This window comes from Pseudomonas sp. PSB18 (assembly GCF_014596565.1).
Lineage (GTDB): Bacteria > Pseudomonadota > Gammaproteobacteria > Pseudomonadales > Pseudomonadaceae > Aquipseudomonas.
Window position 1 is genome coordinate 115,158 of sequence record NZ_NOIN01000014.1, and the last position, 24,185, is coordinate 139,342.

General features: G+C 61.5%; 21 protein-coding genes. 7 read left to right on the top strand and 14 right to left on the bottom strand.

The features are described from left to right. Positions 1–7: 7 nt before the first annotated feature. The 6 genes from CGA22_RS24735 to CGA22_RS24760 form a co-directional block, all read right to left on the bottom strand. Positions 8–967, bottom strand: coding sequence for an AAA family ATPase (locus CGA22_RS24735; protein ID WP_041024975.1), 960 nt, complete (start codon positions 965–967; stop codon positions 8–10). Positions 968–1,448: 481 nt separating this feature from the next. After that, on the bottom strand, positions 1,449–2,426 hold the full coding sequence (locus tag CGA22_RS24740) for a 2-hydroxyacid dehydrogenase (protein WP_041024976.1): 978 nt from the start codon (positions 2,424–2,426) through the stop codon (positions 1,449–1,451). Positions 2,427–2,441: 15 nt separating this feature from the next. Then, a complete protein-coding gene (locus CGA22_RS24745) occupies positions 2,442–3,740 on the bottom strand; it encodes an MFS transporter (RefSeq protein WP_041024977.1) in 1,299 nt (432 codons plus the stop codon). Positions 3,741–3,804: 64 nt separating this feature from the next. Then, positions 3,805–4,794, bottom strand: a complete 990-nt coding sequence (locus CGA22_RS24750; RefSeq protein ID WP_041024978.1) for a sugar kinase — start codon at positions 4,792–4,794, stop codon at positions 3,805–3,807. Further along, positions 4,787–5,569 carry a sugar phosphate isomerase/epimerase family protein gene (locus tag CGA22_RS24755; protein WP_041024979.1) on the bottom strand — a complete coding sequence of 261 codons (783 nt, stop codon included), beginning with the start codon at positions 5,567–5,569 and terminating at the stop codon, positions 4,787–4,789. Before CGA22_RS24755 ends, CGA22_RS24750 begins: the two co-directional genes overlap by 8 nt. Positions 5,570–5,807: 238 nt before the next feature. Continuing rightward, complete coding sequence (locus CGA22_RS24760) at positions 5,808–6,833, bottom strand: LacI family DNA-binding transcriptional regulator (protein WP_041021152.1); 1,026 nt, start codon at positions 6,831–6,833, stop codon at positions 5,808–5,810. Between the two features lie 402 nt (positions 6,834–7,235). Between CGA22_RS24760 and CGA22_RS24765 the strand changes: the two genes are divergently transcribed. Beyond that, on the top strand, positions 7,236–7,439 hold the full coding sequence (locus CGA22_RS24765; protein ID WP_156996857.1) for a hypothetical protein: 204 nt from the start codon (positions 7,236–7,238) through the stop codon (positions 7,437–7,439). Positions 7,440–7,519: 80 nt separating this feature from the next. On the opposite strand, the gene CGA22_RS24770 is transcribed toward CGA22_RS24765, so the two are convergent. Further along, positions 7,520–7,873: a hypothetical protein gene (locus CGA22_RS24770; protein WP_041021153.1), complete on the bottom strand. Its 354-nt coding sequence runs from the start codon at positions 7,871–7,873 to the stop codon at positions 7,520–7,522. A 429-nt stretch (positions 7,874–8,302) separates the two neighbouring features. On the opposite strand from CGA22_RS24770, the gene CGA22_RS24775 reads away from it, so the two are divergent. After that, a complete protein-coding gene (locus CGA22_RS24775; protein ID WP_041021154.1) occupies positions 8,303–13,171 on the top strand; it encodes an NAD-glutamate dehydrogenase in 4,869 nt (1,622 codons plus the stop codon). 197 nt (positions 13,172–13,368) lie between these two features. Here the strand turns inward: CGA22_RS24775 and CGA22_RS24780 are convergent, their stop codons facing one another. The 3 genes from CGA22_RS24780 to CGA22_RS24790 all read right to left on the bottom strand — a co-directional run bounded on the left by CGA22_RS24780 (position 13,369) and on the right by CGA22_RS24790 (position 15,785). Further along, positions 13,369–13,773 (bottom strand): cupin domain-containing protein, encoded by a 405-nt coding sequence (locus tag CGA22_RS24780; protein WP_041021155.1) that lies wholly within the window; start codon positions 13,771–13,773, stop codon positions 13,369–13,371. A 164-nt stretch (positions 13,774–13,937) separates the two neighbouring features. After that, positions 13,938–14,231: an antibiotic biosynthesis monooxygenase family protein gene (locus tag CGA22_RS24785; RefSeq protein WP_041021156.1), complete on the bottom strand. Its 294-nt coding sequence runs from the start codon at positions 14,229–14,231 to the stop codon at positions 13,938–13,940. A gap of 120 nt (positions 14,232–14,351) precedes the next feature. Further along, on the bottom strand, positions 14,352–15,785 hold the full coding sequence (locus CGA22_RS24790) for a PLP-dependent aminotransferase family protein (RefSeq protein ID WP_041021157.1): 1,434 nt from the start codon (positions 15,783–15,785) through the stop codon (positions 14,352–14,354). A gap of 202 nt (positions 15,786–15,987) precedes the next feature. On the opposite strand from CGA22_RS24790, the gene CGA22_RS24795 reads away from it, so the two are divergent. After that, complete coding sequence (locus CGA22_RS24795; protein WP_041021166.1) at positions 15,988–16,428, top strand: carboxymuconolactone decarboxylase family protein; 441 nt, start codon at positions 15,988–15,990, stop codon at positions 16,426–16,428. Positions 16,429–16,710: 282 nt separating this feature from the next. On the opposite strand, the gene CGA22_RS24800 is transcribed toward CGA22_RS24795, so the two are convergent. After that, positions 16,711–17,082: a hypothetical protein gene (locus CGA22_RS24800; RefSeq protein ID WP_041021158.1), complete on the bottom strand. Its 372-nt coding sequence runs from the start codon at positions 17,080–17,082 to the stop codon at positions 16,711–16,713. Between the two features lie 490 nt (positions 17,083–17,572). Here CGA22_RS24800 and CGA22_RS24805 point away from each other — a divergent pair, with 490 nt between their 5' ends. From CGA22_RS24805 to CGA22_RS24815, 3 genes are read left to right on the top strand one after another with little or no spacing between them, the layout of a single operon-like run. Beyond that, positions 17,573–18,121, top strand: coding sequence for a TRAP transporter small permease (locus CGA22_RS24805; RefSeq protein ID WP_041021159.1), 549 nt, complete (start codon positions 17,573–17,575; stop codon positions 18,119–18,121). Next, on the top strand, positions 18,118–19,398 hold the full coding sequence (locus tag CGA22_RS24810; protein ID WP_041021160.1) for a TRAP transporter large permease subunit: 1,281 nt from the start codon (positions 18,118–18,120) through the stop codon (positions 19,396–19,398). The genes CGA22_RS24805 and CGA22_RS24810 overlap by 4 nt, the downstream gene beginning before the upstream one ends. Before the next feature lie 55 nt (positions 19,399–19,453). After that, on the top strand, positions 19,454–20,473 hold the full coding sequence (locus tag CGA22_RS24815) for a TRAP transporter substrate-binding protein (protein WP_041021161.1): 1,020 nt from the start codon (positions 19,454–19,456) through the stop codon (positions 20,471–20,473). Positions 20,474–20,649: 176 nt separating this feature from the next. Here the strand turns inward: CGA22_RS24815 and CGA22_RS24820 are convergent, their stop codons facing one another. The 3 genes from CGA22_RS24820 to CGA22_RS24830 form a co-directional block, all read right to left on the bottom strand. Further along, positions 20,650–21,441 carry a transporter substrate-binding domain-containing protein gene (locus CGA22_RS24820; RefSeq protein WP_041021162.1) on the bottom strand — a complete coding sequence of 264 codons (792 nt, stop codon included), beginning with the start codon at positions 21,439–21,441 and terminating at the stop codon, positions 20,650–20,652. A gap of 117 nt (positions 21,442–21,558) precedes the next feature. Further along, complete coding sequence (locus CGA22_RS24825) at positions 21,559–22,191, bottom strand: response regulator (RefSeq protein WP_041021163.1); 633 nt, start codon at positions 22,189–22,191, stop codon at positions 21,559–21,561. A 31-nt stretch (positions 22,192–22,222) separates the two neighbouring features. Next, positions 22,223–23,584, bottom strand: coding sequence for a cache domain-containing protein (locus CGA22_RS24830; RefSeq protein WP_041021164.1), 1,362 nt, complete (start codon positions 23,582–23,584; stop codon positions 22,223–22,225). A gap of 378 nt (positions 23,585–23,962) precedes the next feature. Between CGA22_RS24830 and CGA22_RS24835 the strand changes: the two genes are divergently transcribed. Then, positions 23,963–24,185 (top strand): carbon starvation CstA family protein (locus CGA22_RS24835; RefSeq protein WP_305891314.1); only part of this gene is annotated, 223 nt, incomplete at its 3' end.

The following is a 24,185-nucleotide window of genomic DNA, read 5'->3' on the forward strand; positions in this document are numbered from 1 at the left end:
CTCATGCTCAAGCGACAGCGACGACGTCGAGGATCCGCTGCACGACCCGGTCCTGATCGATGCCCGCGGCTTCCGCCTCGAACGACAGGATGATGCGATGGCGCAGCACGTCGAACAGCACGGCCTGGATGTCCTCCGGGCTGACGAAGTCACGTCCGGCCAGCCAGGCGTGGGCGCGGGCGCAACGGTCGAGGGCAATCGAGCCCCGCGGGCTGGCGCCGTAGGCGATCCATTCGGCCAGTTCCGGGTCGAACTTGGCCGGGGTACGGGTCGCCATGACCAGTTGCACCAGGTACTCCTCTACGGCATCGGCCATGTACAAGCCGAGGATTTCCTTGCGGGCGGCGAAGATCGCCTGCTGGCTTACCCGACGCTCCGGCGGGGTTTCGCCGTGCAGTGCTTCGCCCCGGGCCTGTTGCAGGATGCGACGTTCCACCGCGGCATCCGGGAAGCCGATCTTGACGTGCATCAGGAACCGGTCGAGCTGGGCTTCGGGCAGCGGATAGGTGCCTTCCTGCTCGATCGGGTTCTGCGTGGCCATGACCAGGAACAGCGGTGACAGCTCATAGGTGCTGCGTCCGACGCTGACTTGCCGCTCGGCCATCGCTTCCAGCAAGGCCGATTGGACCTTGGCCGGGGCACGGTTGATTTCGTCCGCCAGCACCAGGTTGTGGAAGATCGGCCCCTGCTGGAACACGAAGCTGCCGGTTTCCGGACGGTAGATTTCCGTGCCGGTGATGTCGGCGGGCAACAGGTCGGGGGTGAACTGGATGCGGTGGAACTGCGCCTCGACGCCTTCGGCCAACTCCTTGATGGCCTTGGTCTTTGCCAGGCCCGGCGCGCCTTCCACCAACATGTGGCCGTCGGCGAGCAGGGCGATGAGCAGGCGCTCGATGAGTTTTTCCTGGCCGAGGATCTGCGTTGAAAGAAAGGTTCGCAGCGCAAGCAGCGCTTCACGATGTTCCATCGGTGACGGTTCCTGGAAAGGGTGGCCCAGGGCATTCGGATAACGCCGGGGCTGGGGGCGTTACTTTAATGCATGGCGGGGGGTGGCGACTAACGGGATTTTGATCGGGTGTGCACAATTGTGATCGGTTCGTAGTCATCGCGGCGACGAGCGTGCTTGAGATGACGGCCGTTCATCCCGCGTCTTTGCCAGCGGGTCTTGCGTCTTGGTGGGCTGGCTCGCGCCTGCGAAGGGGCGGGGCTGATGCCAGTCAGTTAAGCCACAACCCTGTGGGAGCAAAGCTTGCTCGCGATTGCGGCAAGTCGGTCAGCAGCAATGTTGACTGATCTGTCATTATCGCGAGCAAGCTTTGCTCCCACAGGTTTTGCGCCGTTTGATCCTTAACTGGCTGGTATTAGGGATTGGGCCCGTTTTTTGGTGGTTCCCGAACCCTGTTGGCGCGAGTCTGCTGGCGATGATCGTGATGCCGGTGGCAAACGACTCAACCTTTCCAGGCTTCCCGGTTCACCAGATTCATCGGCCGCTCTCCCGCCAATGCCGCCAGCAGGTTGTCCACTGCGCAGCGGGCCATGGCTTCTCGGGTCTCGTGGGTCGCCGAACCCATATGCGGGGTGGCCACCACATTGTCCATGTGCAGGAGCGGCGAGTCCGGGTCCAAGGGTTCGCGTTCGAACACGTCCAGCCCGGCGCCGCGGATCTGGCCGTTGCGCAGGGCGTCGATCAGTGCCGCTTCGTCCACCACCTTGCCCCGGGAGATGTTGATGAACAGGGTCTCGGGGCGCATTTGCGCAAACGCTTGTGCATTGATCAGACCCTGGGTCTCGGCCGTCAACGGCAGGGTCAGGCACACGAAGTCGGCTTGGCGCAACAGCGTTTCCAGCGAGCAGTAGCGCGCGTTGAATCGCTGCTCGACGGCAGGTTTGGGCGAGTGGCTGTGGTAGAGCACCGGCATGCCGAAGCCGAAGTGACCGCGCTGTGCCAAGGCTTCGCCAATGCGGCCCATGCCGATGATGCCCAGGGTCTTGCCGTGGACGTCGGTGCCGAAGTGCTGGGGGCCGATGCTTTGTTGCCAGCCGCCTGCGCGAACCAGGTTGGCCAGTTCCACCACGCGGCGGGCCGTCGCCAGGATCAGCGCGAACCCGGTGTCGGCCGTGGTTTCGGTCAGCACGTCCGGGGTGTTGCTCAGGAGGATCCGGCGTTCGGTCAGGTAGTCGATGTCGTAGTTGTCGACTCCCACCGAGACGCTGGCGATGGCTTGCAGGTTCGGCGCCAGGTCCAGTAGCGAAGCGTCCAGCTTGAGGCTCGCCCCTAGCAGGCCGTGGGCGCCGGGCAGGGCGGCGCGCAGTTGCGCCAGGCCCTGGGCATCCAGGCGTTCAATGAAAGTGACGTCGGCCTGCGCTTGCAAACGGGCCATCAGGGGCGCTGACAGCGCCTTGTACAACACCACGTGCTTTTTCATGAGCGGGGTCTCGATTCAGGAGTGGGCGGGCGCCGGGTGTGGCGTCGCGGAATGCGGGTTGACGCGGTCGCTGGCGCCGGGCTTGAGGGCAAGGGTCAGCAGCACCGACAGCAGCAAGGCGCCACTCATCAGCAGGAAGGACATGCCCGGGGAGCCGGTGGAACCATTGAGGTAACCCACCAGGTAGGAGCCACCGAAGGAGCCCAGCGCGCCCATGCTGTTGATCAGCGCCATGGCGCCGCCGGCGACGTTGGCCGGCAGGATTTCCGGAACGATGGCAAAAAATGGTCCGTAGGGCGCGTACATGCAGGCGCCGGCAATCACCAGCAGGCTGTAGGACCACCAGAAATGTTCAGGCCCCAGCAGGTACGAGGCGTAGAACGCGATGGAGGCCACCAGCAGCGGCGGCCAGACGAAACGCTTGCGCTTCTGTGCCTTGTCCGAGGCCCAGGACACACCGAGCATGGCGACGACGGCCGCCAGGTATGGCAACGACGACAGCCACCCGGCCTCGACCATGCTCATTTGCAGGCCGGCCTTGAGGATGGACGGCAGCCACAGGACGAACCCGTAGACCCCGATGCTCCAGCAGAAGAACTGCAACGCCAGGAGGATGACCTTGGGCGAGCGGAAGGCCTCGGCGTAGTTCTTCACTGCCTTGATGCCGACTTGTTCGGCCGCCAGCACGCTTTCCAGGTCCTGTTTTTCCTGGGCACTGAGCCACTTGGCCTGGGACGGACGATCATCCGCCAGGCGCCACCAGATGAAGGCCCAGAGTACCGCCGGCAACCCTTCGATGATGAACATCCAGCGCCAGTCGAATTGCTGTACCAGGTAACCCGACACCACCGACATCCACAGCATGGTCACCGGGTTGCCGAGGATCAGGAAGGTGTTGGCGCGCGAGCGCTCGGCCCGGGTGAACCAGTGGCACAGGTACACCAGCATGGCGGGCATCACGGCGGCTTCGACCACACCGAGCATGAAGCGGATCACGATCAACCAGTAGGCGTTGGCCACCACGCCGGTCAACGTCGCCAGCGAGCCCCAGAGGATCAGGCTGACGAAGATCAGCTTCTTCACGCTGTGTTTCTGCGCGTAGATCGCCCCCGGCACCTGGAAGAAAAAGTAGCCGAGGAAAAACAGCGCGCCGAGCAATGACGACAGCCCCGGGGTGATCATCAGGTCCTTGGCCATGCCGGAGGCGGCGGCGAATCCATAATTGGCCCGATCCAGGTAGGCCAGGCTGTAGGTGATGAACACGATGGGCATGATGTACCACCAGCGGCGGGTGGCGAGGTTGAGCGTTTGCATGTCGTTGACTCCTGAGCTTGTTGTTTTTGTCGCAGCAGGTGTATTTGCGGTGTGCTTCAGGCTTTCATTGCTCGCACGCCAGGCCCATGTGGGAGCGAGCCTGCTCGCGAATAGCGCCCTCAAATTCAGCCGATAACTCGGCCCGGGTCGGCAATCCCTCCATGTCCCCGCGGCTCTGTACGGCGCGACTGCCAATCCAATTGGCGCGCTGTACGGCCTCGGTGATGTCGCGGCCTTCCAGCAGTGCACTGATCAGGCCGACGGCGAACCCGTCTCCGGCGCCTACCGTGTCCACCACCCGGGCCACCGGCACGCCAGCCACGAAGCCCTGGTCCTGCGGCGTGCGGTAATAGGCACCTTGTGCGCCGAGCTTGATCACCACGGCGTTGGCACCTTGGTCCAGGTAGAAGGCAGCGATGTCGGCCGGGTCGTCGAAGCCGGTCAGCAACCGGCCTTCTTCGAGCCCGGGCAAGACCCAGTGGGCGAGGGCGGCGAGGCGATTGACTTCGCGGATCATCGACGACTCGCTGGACCACAGGCTGGGTCGCAGATTGGGGTCGAAGGACAGGCTGCGGCCGGCCTCGCGCATTCGGGTCATCAACTCAAAGGACATCTCGCGGGCCGTCACCGACAGCGCCGGCACAATCCCGGTGGCATGCAGGTGCCGGGCGCCCAGCAGCGCCGGGGCGATGGCGTCGATCGACAGGTGGCTGGCCGCCGAGCCGCGCCGGAAATATTCCACCTGCGGGTCGCTGCCATCGTCGCTACGGGATTTGAACTGGAACCCGGTGGGGTGCATTGGATCGACCGCCACGTGGCGACAATCGAGGCCTTCATGCTCCAGTGTCTGCACCACAAAGCGTCCCAGGGAGTCGGCGCCGACCCGGCTCAGCCATGCCACCTTGAAACCCAGCCGCGCGAGGCCGATGGCGACGTTGCTGTCGGCCCCGGCGATGCGTTTACTGAAATGGTGGATGCTGGCCAGGTCGCCGCAGCTGTCGGCCACCAGCATTGCCATGGTTTCGCCGAACGACAAGACATCGAATTCAGACATGGACAGGCTCCCGGCGTATTTGCCCGAGGCCGGCAAGGGTGGTGACGTGTGTGGCGGTCAACTGCAGCAGGTCTTCGCCTTGGAGGGGATACTCGGCGGCGCGCATCACGCCGGCGGGCATCTGCTTGAACAGCTGTTCCCACAGGTGCAGATCGGTCAATGCCGGCGGCACCGCAATCAGTTTGCCGTCGTCGCGCCGGGCCACGGCCTTGCAATGCACATACCTCACATGGGGTCCGAGCAGCCGGGCCGCCAGGGTCGCCGATTGGTCCTGCCACTGCCAATTGCCAATGTCGAAGGTCATGCCAATGGGCAATCCCTGTTGCTCGGTGGCGGCGAAGAACCGTTGCAAGGGTTCGAGCCGTCCGCCCTGCATCGTCTGGTCATTCTCTACCAGCAACTGCACCGGGCTGGCGGCGAGCATGTCCGCCAGGGCGGTCAGGTCATGGGCGTCGGTGAAATGCCCGAGCGAGACTTTCAGCCATTTCGAACCGAACGCCTCGGCACGCTGCAAGGTCAGCGGCAGGGCGGAATTGGGCTGGGCGCCTTCGGCAAGCCACAGCTCGAGGGGCGACGAAAAAATACTCTGCAGGCCTTGGGCCTGGGCGCTGGCGGCCAGCTCGGCGGGTTGTTCGTGGGTGAGCAGTTCTTCGCGCCATTCGATCCGTGAGGCGCCGGCGGCGGCCAATAGCGTGGTGAAACAGCCTTGGCCTTGCTGCCGCACCAAGTCGGCGCCGTAGCTGGACAGGCTGATGGAAACGGGTGGTTTATTCATTGTTCTACACCTCTGAAACCGGTTTCAGTTTTGTTCAAAAAAAGGGGAGCGCTTGGAGTAATGCCAATCAGTTAAGGATCAAACGGTGCAGAATCTGTGGGAGCAAAGCTTGCTCGCGATAGCGGTAAGTCAGTCAGCAATAGCGTTAACCGACCTGCCGCTATCGCGAGCAAGCTTTGCTCCCACGGGCTTAACTGATTGGCATTTAGGGCTTGGGCCCCCCCTCGTGAGCAGGCCATCATTGATTCATCTCCCGCGTCGACCCACGCTCAATCAACTGCGCCGCAAAATCCAGGGTTTGCACCGGCCCGTTGTCGCCGCGCAGGCGCTTGAGCAGGCATTCGAAGGCTCGGGCGCCAATCTCGGCGGTCGGTTGGGCCAGGGCGGTGATGCCGCTGCCCACCAACGGGTACCAGTCCAGGTCATCGAGGGCGATCAGGCCCACGTCGTCAAACAGGTGGCAGCCCAATTCGCGCAGCACTTGGGTGGCGGCCAGGGCGGCAATGCCGTTGGCGCAGAACAGCGCCTTGGGGCCAGGGCCCGGCTGGGCGAGGAAATTCTTGATCCGGGCCGTCAGTTGATCGCGGATTTCCACCACGGCACCGGCCAGGGCCGGGCGTCGTTCGATCTCCGACTTGAAGCTGTCGACCCGCTCGATCCGTGAACTGGTGCCGTCGAACGGCTCGGTCACCAGCAGCAGGTCGCGGTAGCCGCGCTGTTCGAGATGATCGAGCGCCATCTTCACCGCTGCGGGGTTGTCCAGGCCCACCAGGTCGCTTTCGAGCCGATCGACCTTGCGATCCACCAGCACCAGGGGCATCTCGCTGCGCAGTTCAAGCAGTTCGTCCCGATGATGACCCAGGGTGTTCACGATCAGCCCTTCGATGTTGTAGGCACGCAACAGGGCCAGGTGCTGGCGTTCCTGTTCGTCGTCGCGGTCGGTGTTGCACACCACCAGGCTGTAGCCGTGGCGACGGCAGGCGGTTTCCACGCCGTGCATCACGGCAATTGAATAGGGGTTGCGGATATCGGCCACCAGCATGCCGATCAGGCGGGTACGGCCGCGCTTGAGGCCGCGGGCCATCTGGTTGGGGCGATAGCCCAACTCGCTGATCGCTTGCTCGATACGCCGAGCGATGGCCTCGGAGAGCAGGGCGCGGTCCTCGCCGATGAAGCGCGAGACGCTGGCCTTGGAAACCCCGGCGCGTTCGGCGACATCGAGCATGGTCACGCGGCTGCGCTGGGCGGCGGAGAAAGAATTCACGGTTGGAAACCTGCCTCTTGGATTTATTAGTGGCTCTGAAACCGGTTTCAGGAAACACCAGAACTCAATCGGTCGTCAAGGGCGCCCTGTCAGAGGCACGACCGGCGGTGGCTGCCATATGACTAAGTGACGTCGTTTTCCAACGGCATGGCGGTGGTCGAGCGTGATGGCAGCTACGGTATCGTCGACGAGGCGATAAGTAAGCTTGGCTCTCAAAAGGGGCTGGAAGTTAAGATTTATTATTAGAAATTATCAGTTATTTAAAAAGCGTATAAAAATAAAAAATATTCAATTGCACCTGTTATTTCTGACAGTAGCCAGGGCTTGGTTCCGTTGATAGTTTAAGTCTGTCAAGTATTTGCCTTGGCTCGAAACTCACTTTAATTCAATAAGGGGCTAACCATGAGCTATCCAAAAGATACGACATATCGAGACTATACCATTCGTCAGGTTGACCCTGCTTCTCAGGCGAATCCATTTTATGGAATTCCTAACAAAAAGGGTGACATGTTCCTAGTTGAGACTTCATATTGCAAAACCAAGGAAGAAGTTATAAGGCTCATTGATCAATATTACGATAATGCAACGGCGGGCAGTCCTAACTAGATGGAATGCGAGGCAAGCTCGTGTCGGTTGGAAATATCGATACGAGCTCCCACGGTAGCTGAACGAAGTTGTAATAGGATTCAGAGCTGACTGATATAAGTCCCCGTCCCCTTGAGAATATTCTGCAGCGTCAATTCCACCTCAACCAAATCCGCCGCATCAGTGTCATGGCTGATCTCCAGCACATCATCCCCATTCAACGCATCGGCATCCGCCGCCGCAATTTCAATCAGTAAGCGGGTCGGGCTGAGGGTGACCTTGACGCCGTCCAGGGTCGACGGCTCGCCATCAAGGGCGATTTCCAGTTCGTCTTCGTCGGGGTAGCGGGTCATCAGGAACATTTCGCCCTGCGCGCTGTGGCAGCACAGCATGGCCATGTTGTCTTCTTCCTCGTCGCACGGGTTGGCGATCAGAAGGGCGGTGGTCATTTGCATCGGGACGGCTCCTGGCTCGATGAGCCTTGCGGGTGCGGAAAAGCGGATTTTGCCAGCCTGGGGGATTTACTGCGACCACAGGCGTCATCCGTGCGCGATTTCACATCGCGGGGTGCCGATTGCTCCCCAGACTGCTAGGGTTGTTCGATGCATGCCGACTGTACAGCTAGCCGATGACCGAATATGTCGCAGCGCTGCAAGCAGGGGCCTTGTCGCACTCGTTAAGCTGCGCAACGGATGCGCACCTGCACGGGCGTTTACTGTAGATGCCCGTGACATGGAAATGGAATGTGACCTGCGGGTCTTGTCCAGCTTCACCCACCTGTCGTCCTGTTTCCTCTGCCCGAGAATCAGGAACAGGATGGCCGGCAGCCCGAAAGGGGCTGCATGACGCTTCCATCAATAACAAGCCCAAGCGGAGTACCACAGATGGCGTTCTTCACCGCAGCCAGCAAAGCCGACTTCCAGCATCAACTGCAAGCGGTACTGGCGCAGCACATCAGTGAACAGGCACTGCCACAAGTGGCGCTGTTTGCTGAACAATTCTTCGGCATCATTTCCCTCGATGAACTTACCCAGCGCCGGTTGTCCGACCTCGCCGGCTGCACCTTGTCCGCCTGGCGCCTGCTTGAGCGCTTCGACCACGCGCAATCGCAGGTTCGCGTCTACAACCCCGATTACGAACGCCACGGCTGGCAGTCGACCCATACGGCCGTGGAAGTGTTGCACCACGACCTGCCGTTCCTGGTGGACTCGGTCCGTACCGAGCTGAACCGCCGCGGCTACAGCATCCATACCCTGCAGACCACCGTGCTGAGCGTGCGTCGTGGCAGCAAGGGCGAACTGTTGGAAATCCTGCCGAAGGGCACCCAGGGCGAGGGCGTCCTGCAAGAGTCGCTGATGTACCTGGAAATCGACCGCTGCGCCAACGCCGCCGAACTCAACGTTCTGAGCAAGGAGCTTGAGCAGGTGCTGGGCGAAGTGCGCGTGGCCGTGGCCGACTTCGAGCCGATGAAAGACAAGGTCCAGGAGATCCTCACCAGCCTGGACAACAGCGCCTACGCCATCGATGCCGACGAAAAAAGCGAGATTAAGACCTTCCTGGAATGGCTGGTGGGCAACCACTTCACCTTCCTGGGCTATGAAGAGTTCGTGGTCCGTGACGATGCCGACGGCGGCCATATCGAGTACGACCCCGAGTCGTTCCTCGGCCTGACCAAGCTGCTGCGCGCCGGCCTGACCGCCGATGACCTGCGCATCGAGGACTACGCCGTCAATTACCTGCGTGAACCGACGCCGCTGTCGTTCGCCAAGGCCGCGCACCCGAGCCGTGTACACCGTCCGGCTTATCCGGATTACGTGTCGATCCGTGAAATCGACGCTGATGGCAAGGTCATCAAGGAATGCCGCTTCATGGGCTTGTACACCTCCTCGGTGTATGGCGAGAGCGTGCGCGTTATTCCGTACATTCGCCGCAAGGTTGCCGAAATCGAGCGTCGTTCGGGCTTCCAGGCCAAGGCGCACCTGGGCAAGGAACTGGCCCAGGTGGTCGAAGTGCTGCCCCGCGACGATCTGTTCCAGACCCCGGTGGACGAGCTGTTCAGCACCGTGATGTCCATCGTGCAGATCCAGGAACGCAACAAGATCCGCGTGTTCCTGCGTAAAGACCCGTATGGCCGTTTCTGCTACTGCCTGGCCTACGTGCCGCGCGATATCTATTCCACCGAAGTGCGCCAGAAGATCCAGCAAGTGCTGATGGATCGCCTGAAGGCCTCGGACTGCGAATTCTGGACGTTCTTCTCCGAATCGGTGCTGGCCCGCGTGCAACTGATCCTGCGGGTGGACCCGAAGAACCGCATCGACATCGACCCGCTGCTGTTGGAAAAGGAAGTGGTGCAGGCCTGCCGCAGCTGGCAGGACGACTATGCCAGCCTGGTAATCGAGAGCTTCGGCGAAGCCCAGGGCACCAACGTGCTCGCCGACTACCCGAAAGGCTTCCCGGCCGGCTACCGCGAGCGCTTTGCCGCGCATTCGGCGGTGGTCGACATGCAGCACCTGCTGAGCCTGAATGAAAAAAATCCGCTGGTCATGAGCTTCTACCAGCCGCTGGGCCAGGTGTCCGGCCAGCGTGAGCTGCACTGCAAGCTGTATCACGCCGACACACCGCTGGCGCTGTCCGATGTGCTGCCGATCCTGGAAAACCTCGGCCTGCGCGTGCTGGGTGAGTTCCCGTACCGCCTGCGCCATACCAACGGCCGCGAGTTCTGGATCCACGACTTCGCCTTCACCGCCGCCGAAGGGGTGAACCTCGACATCCAGCAGCTCAACGACACCTTGCAGGACGCCTTCGTCCATATCGTGAGCGGCGACGCCGAGAACGATGCGTTCAACCGCCTGGTGCTGACCGCCGGCCTGCCATGGCGCGACGTGGCGCTGCTGCGTGCCTACGCCCGTTATCTCAAGCAGATCCGCCTGGGCTTCGACCTGGGTTACATCGCCAGCACCCTGAACAACCACACCGACATCGCTCGCGAGTTGACCCGGTTGTTCAAGACCCGCTTCTACCTGGCCCGCAAGCTCACCGGCGAGGACCTGGAAGACAAGCAACTGCGTCTGGAACAGGCGATCCTCACGGCACTGGACGACGTCCAGGTGCTCAACGAAGACCGCATCCTGCGTCGCTACCTGGATCTGATCAAGGCCACCCTGCGGACCAACTTCTACCAGACCGACGCCCACGGCCAGAACAAGTCCTACTTCAGCTTCAAGTTCAACCCGCACCTGATCCCGGAACTGCCGAAGCCGGTGCCCAAGTTCGAGATCTTCGTCTACTCGCCACGGGTCGAAGGCGTGCACCTGCGTTTTGGCAACGTCGCCCGTGGCGGCTTGCGCTGGTCCGACCGTGAAGAAGACTACCGCACCGAAGTCCTGGGCCTGGTAAAAGCCCAGCAAGTGAAGAACTCGGTAATCGTGCCGGTCGGCGCCAAGGGCGGCTTCCTGCCGCGCCGCCTGCCACTGGGCGGCAGCCGGGACGAGATCGCGGCCGAGGGCATTGCCTGCTACCGCATCTTCATCTCCGGCCTGCTGGACATCACCGACAACCTCAAGGACGGCGCTCTGGTGCCGCCGGCCAACGTCGTGCGGCATGACGACGATGACCCGTACCTGGTGGTGGCTGCCGACAAGGGCACGGCGACCTTCTCCGACATCGCCAACGGCATTGCCATCGACTACGGCTTCTGGCTGGGCGATGCCTTCGCCTCCGGCGGCTCGGCTGGCTATGACCACAAGAAAATGGGCATTACCGCCAAGGGCGCGTGGGTCGGCGTGCAACGCCACTTCCGCGAGCGCGGCATCAACGTCCAGGAAGACAGCATCACCGTGGTCGGCGTGGGCGACATGGCCGGCGACGTGTTCGGTAACGGTTTGTTGATGTCCGACAAGCTGCAACTGGTGGCGGCGTTCAACCACCTGCACATCTTCATCGACCCGAACCCGGAACCGGCCAGCAGCTTCGCCGAGCGCCAGCGTCTGTTCGACCTGCCGCGTTCGGCCTGGACCGACTACGACACCAGCATCATGTCCGAAGGCGGCGGCATCTTCTCGCGCAGCGCGAAGAGCATTGCCATCACCCCGCAGATGCAGGCACGCTTCGACATCAAGGCTGACAAACTGACCCCGACCGAGCTGCTGAACGCCTTGCTCAAGGCGCCGGTGGACCTGTTGTGGAACGGCGGTATCGGCACCTACGTCAAGGCCAGCACCGAAAGCCACGCGGATGTCGGCGACAAGGCCAACGACGCGCTGCGCGTGAACGGTAACGAACTGCGCTGCAAAGTGGTGGGCGAGGGCGGCAACCTGGGCATGACCCAGCTGGGCCGTGTCGAGTTCGGCCTGCATGGCGGCGCCACCAACACCGACTTCATCGACAACGCGGGCGGCGTGGACTGCTCCGACCATGAAGTGAACATCAAGATCCTGCTCAACGAAGTGGTGCAGGCCGGCGACATGACCGACAAGCAACGTAACCAGTTGCTGGCGAGCATGACCGACGAAGTCGGTGGCCTGGTGTTGGGCAACAACTACAAGCAGACCCAGGCCCTGTCCCTGGCGGCCCGTCGCGCATTCGTGCGGATCGCCGAATACAAGCGCCTGATGAACGATCTGGAAGTCCGCGGCAAGCTGGACCGTGCCATCGAGTTCCTGCCGACCGAAGAACAGCTGGCCGAACGTGTCGCGGCGGGCCATGGCCTGACCCGTGCCGAACTGTCGGTGTTGATCTCCTACAGCAAGATCGACCTCAAGGAAGCACTGCTCAACTCCCTGGTACCGGACGACGACTACCTGACCCGCGACATGGAGACCGCGTTCCCGGCGACGCTGGTGGACAAGTTCGCCGAGGCCATGCGTCGTCATCGTCTGAAGCGTGAAATCGTCAGCACCCAGATCGCCAACGACCTGGTCAACCACATGGGCATCACCTTCGTTCAACGACTCAAGGAGTCCACGGGCATGAGCCCGGCGAACGTGGCGGGCGCGTATGTGATCGTGCGGGACATCTTCCATCTCCCACACTGGTTCCGTCAGATCGAAGCCCTGGACCACCAGGTATCGGCCGACGTGCAACTGGAGCTGATGGATGAGCTGATGCGCCTGGGCCGTCGTGCGACCCGCTGGTTCCTGCGCAGCCGCCGTAACGAGCAGAACGCTGCTCGCGACGTGGCTCACTTCGGTCCACACCTGGCGGCGTTGGGCCTCAAGCTCGACGAACTGCTGGAAGGCCCGACCCGCGAGGGCTGGCAGACCCGCTACCAGGCCTACGTGGCCGCCGGTGTGCCGGAGCTGCTGGCACGCATGGTTGCAGGCACCACGCACCTGTACACCTTGCTGCCGATCATCGAGGCGTCCGACGTCACCGGCCAGAACGCCGCCGATGTGGCCAAGGCCTACTTCGCCGTGGGCAGCGCCCTGGACATCACGTGGTATCTGCAACAAATCAGTGCCTTGCCGGTGGAAAACAACTGGCAGGCCCTGGCCCGCGAAGCGTTCCGCGATGACGTCGACTGGCAGCAACGGGCGATCACCATTTCGGTCCTGCAACAGGGCGACGGCACCCAGGACGTGGAAACCCGCCTGGCGCTGTGGCTGGAACAGCACCAGGACATGGTCGAGCGCTGGCGTGCCATGCTGGTGGACATCCGTGCCGCCAGCGCCACCGATTACGCCATGTACGCAGTCGCCAACCGCGAACTGCTGGACCTGGCGTTGGCAGGTCAGGCGGTCGTAACGGCCAACTGATCCGGCGCTGAATGAAAAAGCCCCGCATTGAGAGATGCGGGGCTTTTTTTGTGGGTGCGATTCATGCACAGGCACCGATATCCCTTGTGGGAGCGAGCCTGCTCGCGATGGCGGCGGATCAGTCGAGGATGATGTTGGCTGTGCCTCCGCTATCGCGAGCAGGCTCGCTCCCACAGAGGGAAGTGTCTGGTGAGCCGTTAGTTTTTCAGCGGGATCAATACGGCTTCTTTCTCACCCATCACCATGAACACCAGCAATTTCGCCGGCTCGGTCGCGCTGGCGTTTTTCGAGACCAGGTGCTCGGAACCCGCCGCCTCGTACCAGAACTCCCCGGCCTTGTAGGTGATCGCCGGTTCGCCTTTGACCTGGGAGGTAATGGCGCCTTCGAGCACATAGGCCATGGCCGTGCCCTCATGTTTGTGGGCGATGGACGACTGGCCTGGGGCGTAGTCGACGGTCAGCATCATGGCTTTTTTGCCCGGCAGGTTTTTCAGCATTTTTTCCTGCAACACCTGGACCTTTTCCGACGGTGCGGTTTCGTGGGCGTAGACCTGGGCAATGGGCAGCAGACTGAGGGCGGCGATCAGAGAGAGGGTTTTCATGGCAGTGGCCTTCGTGGGTTTTGAGTGGATCCGCGCTGTCGCGGCGATGGATCCACCCTATGCCCGCTGACGGGGCAAGCAAACGTCCAATCTTTCGGAAGGCCGGTAGACCAATTGGCGGCGAAGGATGAATCAGATCACTAACCCCCTGTGGCGAAGTGTGTTCAGACAATCGGGAAGCTGTTGAAGTCCACGCTTCGGGCCAGGCGGTTGTCGATCAGGCCGATAAAGCCCTGCACTTCGGGGCAGTTGAAGTGAGCTTGCATGGCCGCTTCCGATTGCCAGCGGGCGCTGACGGTCCAGCGGTCGCCGTCCACCGGGCACCGGTCGACCATGTAGGCGTCGCAGCCGGGCTGGGTGCGCAGGGTTTCGACGATTTGCTGCAACTGTCGGCCCAGTTCTTCCGAGCGACCGGCGGCGGCTTGCACCTGTACGGTATTGATCACTTGGCGAGACATCGTTCAGGCTCCTGAATCAAGTCGGACGGGATGTGCACAATCAACGATACCCCTGCAGGATAGGCCTGCACGGACAAGGCTAAAACAGCCAATGGGCGGATAATCCGGCAGTCCAATCGTTCAGGCGACCTGCTGCAGGATGTCCCGCAAGCGATCCAGGGCGATGTCGATGTCCAGGACTTCGATGGCACCAAAGCCGAAGAACAGCCCTTGTCGCGGTGGCGCTTCGTTGAAAAAACCATCGAGGCGGTACAGCCCGACCTCGACTTTTTTCGCCAGCTCGACCACCAGCGGCAGATCGATCGGTACTTTGCACAATACCGCCAGGTGGAAGCCGGCGGTGGTGGGCACGGCTTCGAACCAGGGCGACAGGTCCCCGGCCATGCGCGCCAGGATCCGTTCGCGACGCCCGGCATACAAGGCGTGGCAGCGACGGATGTGCTTGAGCAGGCAGCCTTCGGCGATGAATTTGGCCAGTGCCCATTGGGGCAGGGTGGAGGTGTGCTGGTCGGTGAGGCGCTTGGCCAGGATCACCGCCTCGAGAATTGCCGGCGGAAGGATGGCGTAGCCGAGCCGCAACTCCGGCAGCAGGGTTTTGGAAAACGTCCCGACGTACGCCACGATGCCGCGCTCGTCCATGCTCTGCAGCGAGTCGGCGGGCCGGCCTGCGTAGCGGAATTCGCTGTCGTAATCGTCCTCGATGATGATCGCCCCGAGCTCATAGGCCCGCGTCAGCAGGGCTTCGCGTCGTGCTTGGCTCAGGGGCATGCCCAGGGGGAACTGGTGGGACGGCGTGACATAGATCAGCCGCGTGCCGTCCGGAATAAGGTCCACCCGCATCCCCTGGTCATCCACTGGCACCCCGGCCACCGTGGCGCCGTGGGAGCCGAACAGCAGGCGCGCCGGTGGATACCCCGGATCTTCCATCGCCACCAGGCTGCCGGGCCGGGTCAATACCCGTGAGATCAGGTCCAGGGCCTGTTGCGCGCCGTTGCACACCACCACGTCATCGTCTTGGCAGTTGACCCCCCGGGAAAATGCGATGTGCCGGGCTATGGCATTGCGCAATGCCGGCAGACCCCCGGGTTGGCTGTAGAAACCCTTGGCGTTGGCGATCTGGCGCAGGGCATGGGCGGTGCAACGACGCCAATCGTCCAGGGGAAACTGTCCCTTGCCGGTGGCGCCGCCGATGAAGTCATAACGCAATGCGCTTTCGGGTGTCGGATGGCGCAGCAGGTCCGGCATGTTGCGCCAGGCCTCGACGACGTCGGCCCCGGCCAGCTCCCGGTGGCTTTGTTTGCGCACGATCTTGGCCGGCCGCGCATTGACGTAGGTGCCCTTGCCGATGATGCCGGTGAGGAAGTTTTCGTAGGTCAGTTGGGCGTAGGTGTCGGAAACGGTCTTGCGCGAAACGCCCAGTTGTTCGGCGAGCAGGCGGCTGGGGGGCAGTTGTGTGCCGGCAGCCAGGCGACCGCTTTCGATGGCGCTGCGCAGCTGTTGGTACAACTGACTTGTCAGGTCCTTGCGGCCATTGATGACGACATGAAGTTCCATACCCGCGGGCTCCTGGACAATCGCCTGGCGGCAGCGTCAAAGCTGCAAGATTACCCGTATTGTGCGTCCTGATAAAAGTTGTGTGGAGAAAATCCAGCAGATTGGTCTGGCTCGGGTGGCCCTGGCTTTTTTCGGCCAATTGGACCTGTCGTCGACGGCCTTCAGGTTCTACCGTGAACGGATCACTGCCACGGAGCCCGTCATGAGCCAGCGTCTGGATTACTACAGTGCGTCCCCAGGGGCGATGAAAGCAATGATTGGCCTGGAAGCGTTGACCAGCCGCCTGAGTATCGAACCGGCGCTGCTGCACCTGATCAAGATCCGCGCCTCGCAACTCAACGGGTGTGCCTTCTGCACCGACATGCATTCGGTGGATGCACGACGCCTGGGGGAGACCGAACGGCGTCTGTTCGCGGTGGCCGTATGGCGCGACAGTCGCTTTTTTACTGATCGCGAACGCGCAGCCCTGGCTTGGACGGAAGCGGTGACGCTGTTGGCCCAGAGCCAGGTGCCGGACGATGTCTATGCCCAGGCTCGTGCTTGCTTCAGCGAGGAAGAGCTGGTGGACCTGACAATGGCGATCAGCACCATCAACAGTTGGAACAGGCTGGCGGTGAGTTTTCGCCAGAGCCCTGTTGATTGAGTCAGGAAGTGGGGGGCTGGTCGGCCGCTTTCGCGAGCAGGCTCGCCCACAGGGAATCGGTGGTGGACACAGAACCTGAAGTTGTCCAAAACAACTGTGGGAGCGAGGCTTGCCCGCGATGCAGGCGCCTCGATCCACAGTAATACCGGGGCGATGCTATCGCGGGGCAAGCCTTGCTCCCACAGGCTCGCTCCCACAGGAGGGAGCGCTACAGGGTGATATCGGGACCGCAGTGAATAACACGGTCCCGGCGGGCGTCGCAGCGCTGAGTTTCGAGACGATCTAGGCGACTGCTGCGGCGTTGCGCTCGCGCAGCTCCTGCAAACGATCAGCGCCGCCCTCAGCGACGCGATTCTCAAGCAAACGATCTGAACCGCCTTCAGCGACACGATTCTCAAGCAAACGATCAGAGCCACCCTCAGCGACACGGTTCTCGAGCAAACGATCAGAGCCACCTTCAGCGACACGGTTCTCTATCAGGCGGTCGGAGCCACCTTCAGCCACACGGTTTTGTATCAAGCGATCCGACCCACCTTCGGCCAGCTGTTGCGCCGGGGCACTGCTGACGGTAGCCGAAGCGATATTCGACAGGCCGAAGCCGCCAACCAGTGCCAGAGCGATTGCCAGGGACGAAGCTTTTGGAAAATTGAACATGGTGGTTCTCCTTGCGTTTAATGGATTAGGTCTGCAGCAGCGAAGGGGTACTGCTGTCCGGTGATCACAGTTGAACGCACGGATGTATCTGGGCTATGTGTCGGAAGAAGGCAACATCGACGTTTACGTATCAGTTGGCGGTTCATATACAGACGGATACAAATCCTCGGGACGTGGCGGAGCGCAGGCTCCGGATTAGCCGATAATCGCACCCTTTGTGCTGCGCATGCGCTTGGGTTATTGACCGAACTAACCGGTTGGTACATTTTAGGCGCAGCACGTCTTGTCGGCACGACCAAGACCCATAATAAAAACAGAGGAATACCCATGCGTAACTGTCTGCGGGCACCCGACGCCATCCCTTCGTCCCCTCGCTTCAACCCCGAAGCCGTTCTCCTTGTCTCCGGTCAGGCCCTGTAGCAGGCCTGTGCTGCTGCGGTCCTATCGCGCCGCCTGTGCCGGTGCTCGACAAACCTGAGAGGCCTTCAAGATGACCAAAGTCGTCGATCTGTATTTCAAGCTGCTGAAGCTGCTGATTGTGTTGTGCATGGTTGCGATGAGCGTACTGGTGTTCGGCAATGTGGTGCTGCGTTATGCCTTCAATTCCGGCATCAGTGTGTCCGAGGAGCTTTCGCGCTGGTTCTTCGTCTGGATGATTTTTCTCGGCGCCCTGGTGGCGCTCAAGGACCGTGCGCACCTGGGCATGGACAGCCTGGTCAAGCGCCTGCCGCCTTTGGTCAGGCGCGCCTGCCTGGTCATCGGGCATTTGCTGATGCTGTACATCTGCTGGTTGATCTTCAGGGGCAGTTGGCAGCAGGTAGTGATCAACCTGCACGTGGTCGCGCCGGCCTCCGGCTTGTCGATGGCGGTGTTTTACGCCGCCGGCCTGGTGTTCGGCGCCAGCGCAGCCTTCATCTTGCTCTATGAGCTCTACCTGGCTTTGTCAGGCAAGCTCGGCGCCGACGAGTGGGTCATGACCCAGGACCACGACGCCGTCGAGGCGGTGGCGCATAACCCCATCAAGAGTGATCGCCCATGACACTGGTTATTTTTCTCGGGTCTTTGATAGGCAGCATGGCGCTGGGCATTCCCATTGCGTTTGCCTTGCTGGTGGTCAGCGTGGCGCTGATGTTTTACCTGGACCTGTTCGATGCGCAAATCATCGCCCAGAACCTGCTCAACGGTGCGGACAGCTTCCCGCTGATGGCCGTGCCGTTCTTCATGCTGGCCGGCGAGGTCATGAATGCCGGCGGCTTGTCCAAACGCATTGTCAACATCGCCATGGCGCTGGTGGGACACAAGCGCGGCGGTCTCGGTTACGTGGCGATTATCGCGTCCTGCCTGCTGGCGTCGCTTTCCGGCTCCGCCGTGGCCGATGCGGCGGCACTGGCGGCGTTGCTGGTGCCAATGATGGTCCTGGCCGGGCATAACCGGGGACGTTCGGCCGGCCTGATCGCGGCCGGCGGCATCATTGCACCGGTCATCCCGCCGAGTATCGGTTTTATTGTGTTCGGCGTGGCATCCGGGGTGTCGATATCCAAGCTGTTCCTGGCCGGCATAGTGCCCGGACTCATGCTCGGGGCGTCGCTGGCCGTGGCCTGGTGGTACATCTCGCGTAGCGAGCATGTCGAGACGCCGCCGAAGCGTTCCCGTTCCGAAGTGCTGCGTACATTGCTCGACGGCAGCTGGGCGATGGGGCTGCCGCTGATCATCGTCCTGGGTCTCAAATTCGGCATCTTCACCCCCACTGAGGCCGCGGTGGTCGCTGCGGTCTATTCGCTGTTCGTGTCCCTGGTGATCTACCGGGAGATGAAAGTCAGCCAGTTATATGAAGTGATCCTGTCCTCGGCCAAGACCACTTCGGTGGTGATGTTGTTGGTGGCGGCAGCCATGGTTTCGTCCTGGCTGGTGACCATCGCCGATCTACCAGGCCAGTTGGCGGAACTGCTGTCACCGTTCATGGACAACCCGACCCTGCTGCTGGTGGTGATGATGGTGCTGATCATCCTGGTGGGGACGGTGATGGACATGACCCCGACCATCCTCATCCTCACCCCGGTATTGATGCCTGCTGTCATCCAGGCGGGTATCGACCCGGTGTACTTCGGCGTGCTGTTTCTGATCAACACGGCCATCGGCCTGATCACGCCGCCCGTGGGAACGGTGCTCAATGTGGTTTGCGGGGTGGCAAAGCTGGATTTCGAAGAAGTTGTCCGCGGCGTATGGCCGTTTCTGCTCGCGCAGCTTGTGGTGCTGTTCCTGTTGGTGCTGTTCCCGCAATTGGTTCTTGGGCCGTTGAAATTCTTCACCGGGTAACCGGGGGTAAGCCTTTGGTAGCTCGACCTTAAAACAATAATGATCGGAGAGTGAAATGCAAAAACTGATGAAAACCCTCGTGGCCGGGGCGTGTGCAACGGGGTTGTTGCTGGGCAGCATGGCGAGCCACGCGGACGAGATCCGCGAACGCACCCTGCGATTCGCGTTCCAGAACGTCAAGGAGCATCCACAGGGCCAGGGTGCGCAGAAATTCGCCGACCTGCTCAGCGAAAAAAGTGGCGGCAAGATCAAGGTCCGTCTGTTTCCCGGCGGCACATTGGGCGGCGATGTGCAGACGGTCTCGGCCCTGCAGGGCGGCACGCTGGACATCACCGTGCTCAACTCCGGTATCCTGGCGGCCCAGGCCCCCGATTTTGCCATGCTCGACTTTCCTTTCCTGTTCAACAACGCCGAAGAAGCCCATGCAGTGATCGATGGCCCGGTCGGCCAGAAGCTCGCGGCGCAGTTGGACAGCAAAGGGCTGGTGGGCCTGGGCTATTGGGATCTCGGGTTTCGTAACCTGACCAATAGCAAGCACCCGGTGACCCGGCTTGAAGACATGCAGGGCCTGAAGATTCGTGTCATCCAGTCGCCCATCTATCTGGAAACCTTCTCCGCACTGGGGGCCAACCCTGTGCCGATGGCGTTTCCCGAGGTCTACACCGGCCTTGAGCAACACACCATCGACGGCCAGGAGAACCCCTTCACGGTGATCGAAGGCAACAAGTTCTACGAGGTGCAGAAGTACCTTTCGGTAACGGGCCATATCTTCAACCCGCAGTCGTTGATCATCAGCCAGAAAACCTGGAGTCGCCTCAACGACGATGAGAAAGCGATGATTCGCGAGGCCGCTGCCGAGGCGCAGAAGTTCCAGCGAAATGCCACCGCAGCGAGCATGGACAAGGCAAAAGCGACGCTGGCCGGCGCGATGACGGTCAACGAAGTCAGTCCAGCCGAGAAGGATCGCTTCCGCGAGCGAGTGCAGCCGGTGATCGATAAGTTCGCCAAGTCCCTGGATGCCGACCTGGTGAAAATGATGTACGACGAGATCGCCAAGGTACGAGCGGCGCAGTGAGCTGATTCGCCGCCATCGCGAGCGATGAATCCGGGGTAGACAACTTTCTGCGGTCATCCTCGATTATTGTGGGAGCGAGCCTGCTCGCGATGGCGTCGGCACAGTCAATCTTGCTGTAACCGACACACTTCCATCACGAGCCTGCTCGCTCCCTCAACGTTCAGCACATCAAGCGGTCATTGAGCGTCCGGGACCGCCAGCCATTGCCCAATGACTTTCTGGTAGCTGCCGTTCGCCTTGCTCAGGTGCAGCCACTGATCGACGTACATCTTCCAGGTGGTGTCGTCCCGTGGCAGCAGGTAGGCCTTCTCGCCATATTGCAGGTAGCGGCTCGGGTTGACGGCGCACAAGCCAGGCTTGAGTTTCTGCTGGTAGAGCGCTTCCGAGGCATCGGTAATCATCACGTCGGCTTTCTTGTCCAGCAGTTCCTGGAAGATCGTCACGTTGTCGTGAAAGCTAAGCTGGCCCTTGGGCACGAAGGCGCGGACGAAGGCTTCGTTGGTGCCGCCGGCAGGTTCCACCAGGCGCACCGAAGGCTGGTTGATCTGCTCGAGGGTCTGGTAACGCGACTGGTCTTCGCAACGGACCAGCGGGATCTTGCCATCCACGTCCAGGGTATTGCTGAAGTAGGCTTTCTTCTGGCGCTCGAGGGTCACCGAGATCCCGCCCATGCCGATGTCGCATTTGCCCGCGATCATATCCGGCATCAGGGTTTTCCAGGTGGTCTGTACCCATTGCACCTTGACCCCCAGGCTGGCGGCCAGGGAGCGCGCCATGTCGGTGTCGATGCCTTCGTATTCGCCGGTTTCGGTTTTGTAAGTGTAGGGCTTGTAGTCGCCGGTGGTGCAGACCGTCAACTCACCGCGTTGCAGGACCTGGTCCAGATGCGAAGGCGCCGGCTCGGCCTGGGCGCCGCAGGACAGTGCCAGCAGGCCGCAGAAGGTCATTGTGCTTGTTATGTTTTTCATCAGGGCACACGTCTCGCAAGGGAAGGGGACAAGACGGGGCAGTGTAGTAAAAGTGTTCGCAGGCTGTCACGGGCGTGTCGGCGGAGTTGGCTATTCTCCGCTCGGTCGCGAAGGACACTAGCGGGAGATGATCCCATGGTCGATCGCGTACTTCGCCAGGGCCGCGGGTTTGTCGATGTTGAGCTTGCGGCGGATGCTCAGGCGATGGGTCTCGACGGTGCGCACGCTGATGTCCAGTTCGCGAGCCATCTCCTTGTTGTTCAGGCCCTGGACCATTTTGAGCAGCACCTGGCGCTCGCGGGGTGTCAGCTCGTCGTCGGCGTTGGGGGCGGTGGCGAGCCGCTGGGCGATCTCTGCGCTGTAGAAGGTGCCGCCGCTGATGATGGCCTCGATGGCGGCGATGATCTCCCGCGAGGGTGCATTCTTGAGGACGTAGCCGCTGGCGCCGGAACGCACCGACTCACTCACGTATTCATGATTGTCGTACATGCTCAGGATCAGGATCTTGAGGCTCGGGTACTGCTTGCCCAACAGCCGGGTCAATTCGAGTCCGTTCATGTCCTTGAGGCCGATGTCCATCAGCAGCAGGTCCGGCTGGCAGCGCCCGATCATTTCGATCGCCTGCGCGCCGTTCTCGGCTTCACCCACCACATCCAGTTGGGGCATGACGGACAGCAAGGCCCGGATGCCATCGCGGACCAGGGAGTGATCGTCAACCAGCGCGACGCGGATCGCAGGGGGCAGGTTCATCGGCAGGGACTCTCGGTATAAGGGGCGCGCATCAGCTTTCGGTGGCCGACAGGTCCATGGGCAGCAGGACGTCCAATTCGCTTCGCCCAGGCGTCGACGTCAGCTCCAATCGCCCGCCGAAATGCTCGACCCGTTCGCGGATGTTACGCAGACCGATGCCGGCATGGCCCCGTTCGACCTGCGGGACGTTGAAGCCCATTCCGTCATCCACCACCGTCAGGCGCAAGGATTGAGCGGAGCCAAACAAGGTGATGGCGACACGTTTAGCCCCGGCATGGCGTTCGATATTGGTCAGGGCTTCCTGGGCAATGCGGAACAGCGAGACCGGGGCGCCATTCTCCAGTCGGCAATCGAACTCATTGCTTCGGTAGGATACCTCGAGCCCGCTGCGCTGTTCGAATTCGGCCGCGAGCTGGCCGATGGCGGCGGGCAAGCCCAGGGTATCGAGCAGGGAAGAGCGCAAGTCGTGGGAGATGTTGCGGATTTCACCGATGGCTTCCCCCAGCCGATCCGTTGCGTTCTTCAGAATGCCCAGGCCGTTTTCCTGGCCGTTTTCGAGCACATGACTGGCCAGCTCGAACTGGAATTTGATCGACACCAGCAACTGGCTGATGCCGTCGTGGAGCTCTCGGGATACCCGTGAACGCTCTTCCTCCTGCAGGCTGACAATGCGCTGGTTCAGCCGCTGCAGTTTTTTGTCGGCCAGGCGATGTTCGCTCACGTTGAGGGTCATGCCGCCGGCGAAGACCAGCAGGACCGCCACCAGTGCAATGGCGGCAATGGCTTGCATGGTGGTGTGGATGCCATGGGCGACTTCATCCCGTGCCTGCTGGGTGGCGCGTTCGACATCTTCCAGGTAGATCCCGGTGCCGAGCATCCAGCCCCACCGATCCAGCATCACCACGTAGGCCAGCTTTTCGGTCACCTGGCCGGAGGAGGGCTTGTTCCAGGCATAGCGCTGGAAGCCCTCGCCGGTCTCGGCGCTTTTGATCAATGCCTGGATGACGGGCAGGCCGTGGGGATCCTTCATGTCCCAGAGGTATTTGCCCACCAGTTCCGACTGGCGCGCGTGCATCAGGCTGCGGCCCTGGCGGTCATAGACGAAGAAGTAGCCGTTGATGCCGAAGCTGAGCTTGCGCAGCTCTTCGAGCACCTGTTGCTGTGCGTGTTCGTCCCCAAGGCCACCGTTGTACAGCGGAGCGATCAGGCTCTGCGCCATCTCGACGTAGTTCTTCAGCTCGGCGCGCTTGCTGGCCAGGATGCTGTCTTCGATCAGTTGTGCCTGCTGATCGCCCAACTGGCGGTTGAGCGAGATCACCAGTGCGCAGATGACGGCAATCGCCAGGACCAGGGGCAGGATCCCGAGGGCGACGATTTTGTGTTTGAGCAGCATCTGTACTCCTGTCAGGGCCTGACGGGGGGAGGTGGATGGTCGGCATCATATGCCAAACATCGTACCGGATTGGAGATAAACCTGTGGGAGCAAGACATGTGGGAGCAAAGCTTGCTCGCGATAGCGACAGACCAGTCAACATCATCGCTGACTGACTTACCGCAATCGCGAGCAAGCTTTGCTCCCACAGGTTTGCACCGTTTGATCCTTAACTGGCATTAGGGCAAGCCTTGCTCCCACAGGGACAGGTGTGCATCTACGTAGTACTACGGATTTATTTATTGACGCCGGACAGGGATATTGGGCCCGCTCCGAATAGCCGGGGCACACTATAAAAACAATCGCCGCAGTCCACTGGACCTCGGCAGGAGACACGCAATGACAACCCGTCTGGTTAAACACCTCGCCTGGTTTGCCGTGGCTGTTCTGGGAGCCTGTGCGTTGAGTGTCGTGGCCTTGCGCCGCGGCGAACCCATCAACGCCCTCTGGATCGTCGTCGCGGCCGTGGCCATCTACCTGGTCGCCTACCGCTACTACAGCCTCTTCATCGCCAACAACGTGATGCAACTCGATGCGCGCCGGGCCACGCCTGCCGTGCTCA

Bases quoted from the DNA above. Each gene is read 5' to 3' on its own strand.
- CGA22_RS24735 (WP_041024975.1), bottom strand. From the start codon at position 967: ATGGAACATCGTGAAGCGCTGCTTGCGCTGCGAACCTTTCTTTCAACG.
- CGA22_RS24740 (WP_041024976.1), bottom strand. From the start codon at position 2,426: ATGAAAAAGCACGTGGTGTTGTACAAGGCGCTGTCAGCGCCCCTGATG.
- CGA22_RS24745 (WP_041024977.1), bottom strand. From the start codon at position 3,740: ATGCAAACGCTCAACCTCGCCACCCGCCGCTGGTGGTACATCATGCCC.
- CGA22_RS24750 (WP_041024978.1), bottom strand. From the start codon at position 4,794: ATGTCTGAATTCGATGTCTTGTCGTTCGGCGAAACCATGGCAATGCTG.
- CGA22_RS24755 (WP_041024979.1), bottom strand. From the start codon at position 5,569: ATGAATAAACCACCCGTTTCCATCAGCCTGTCCAGCTACGGCGCCGAC.
- CGA22_RS24765 (WP_156996857.1), top strand. From the start codon at position 7,236: ATGAGCTATCCAAAAGATACGACATATCGAGACTATACCATTCGTCAG.
- CGA22_RS24770 (WP_041021153.1), bottom strand. From the start codon at position 7,873: ATGCAAATGACCACCGCCCTTCTGATCGCCAACCCGTGCGACGAGGAA.
- CGA22_RS24775 (WP_041021154.1), top strand. From the start codon at position 8,303: ATGGCGTTCTTCACCGCAGCCAGCAAAGCCGACTTCCAGCATCAACTG.
- CGA22_RS24780 (WP_041021155.1), bottom strand. From the start codon at position 13,773: ATGAAAACCCTCTCTCTGATCGCCGCCCTCAGTCTGCTGCCCATTGCC.
- CGA22_RS24785 (WP_041021156.1), bottom strand. From the start codon at position 14,231: ATGTCTCGCCAAGTGATCAATACCGTACAGGTGCAAGCCGCCGCCGGT.
- CGA22_RS24790 (WP_041021157.1), bottom strand. From the start codon at position 15,785: ATGGAACTTCATGTCGTCATCAATGGCCGCAAGGACCTGACAAGTCAG.
- CGA22_RS24795 (WP_041021166.1), top strand. From the start codon at position 15,988: ATGAGCCAGCGTCTGGATTACTACAGTGCGTCCCCAGGGGCGATGAAA.
- CGA22_RS24800 (WP_041021158.1), bottom strand. From the start codon at position 17,082: ATGTTCAATTTTCCAAAAGCTTCGTCCCTGGCAATCGCTCTGGCACTG.
- CGA22_RS24805 (WP_041021159.1), top strand. From the start codon at position 17,573: ATGACCAAAGTCGTCGATCTGTATTTCAAGCTGCTGAAGCTGCTGATT.
- CGA22_RS24810 (WP_041021160.1), top strand. From the start codon at position 18,118: ATGACACTGGTTATTTTTCTCGGGTCTTTGATAGGCAGCATGGCGCTG.
- CGA22_RS24815 (WP_041021161.1), top strand. From the start codon at position 19,454: ATGCAAAAACTGATGAAAACCCTCGTGGCCGGGGCGTGTGCAACGGGG.
- CGA22_RS24820 (WP_041021162.1), bottom strand. From the start codon at position 21,441: ATGAAAAACATAACAAGCACAATGACCTTCTGCGGCCTGCTGGCACTG.
- CGA22_RS24825 (WP_041021163.1), bottom strand. From the start codon at position 22,191: ATGAACCTGCCCCCTGCGATCCGCGTCGCGCTGGTTGACGATCACTCC.
- CGA22_RS24830 (WP_041021164.1), bottom strand. From the start codon at position 23,584: ATGCTGCTCAAACACAAAATCGTCGCCCTCGGGATCCTGCCCCTGGTC.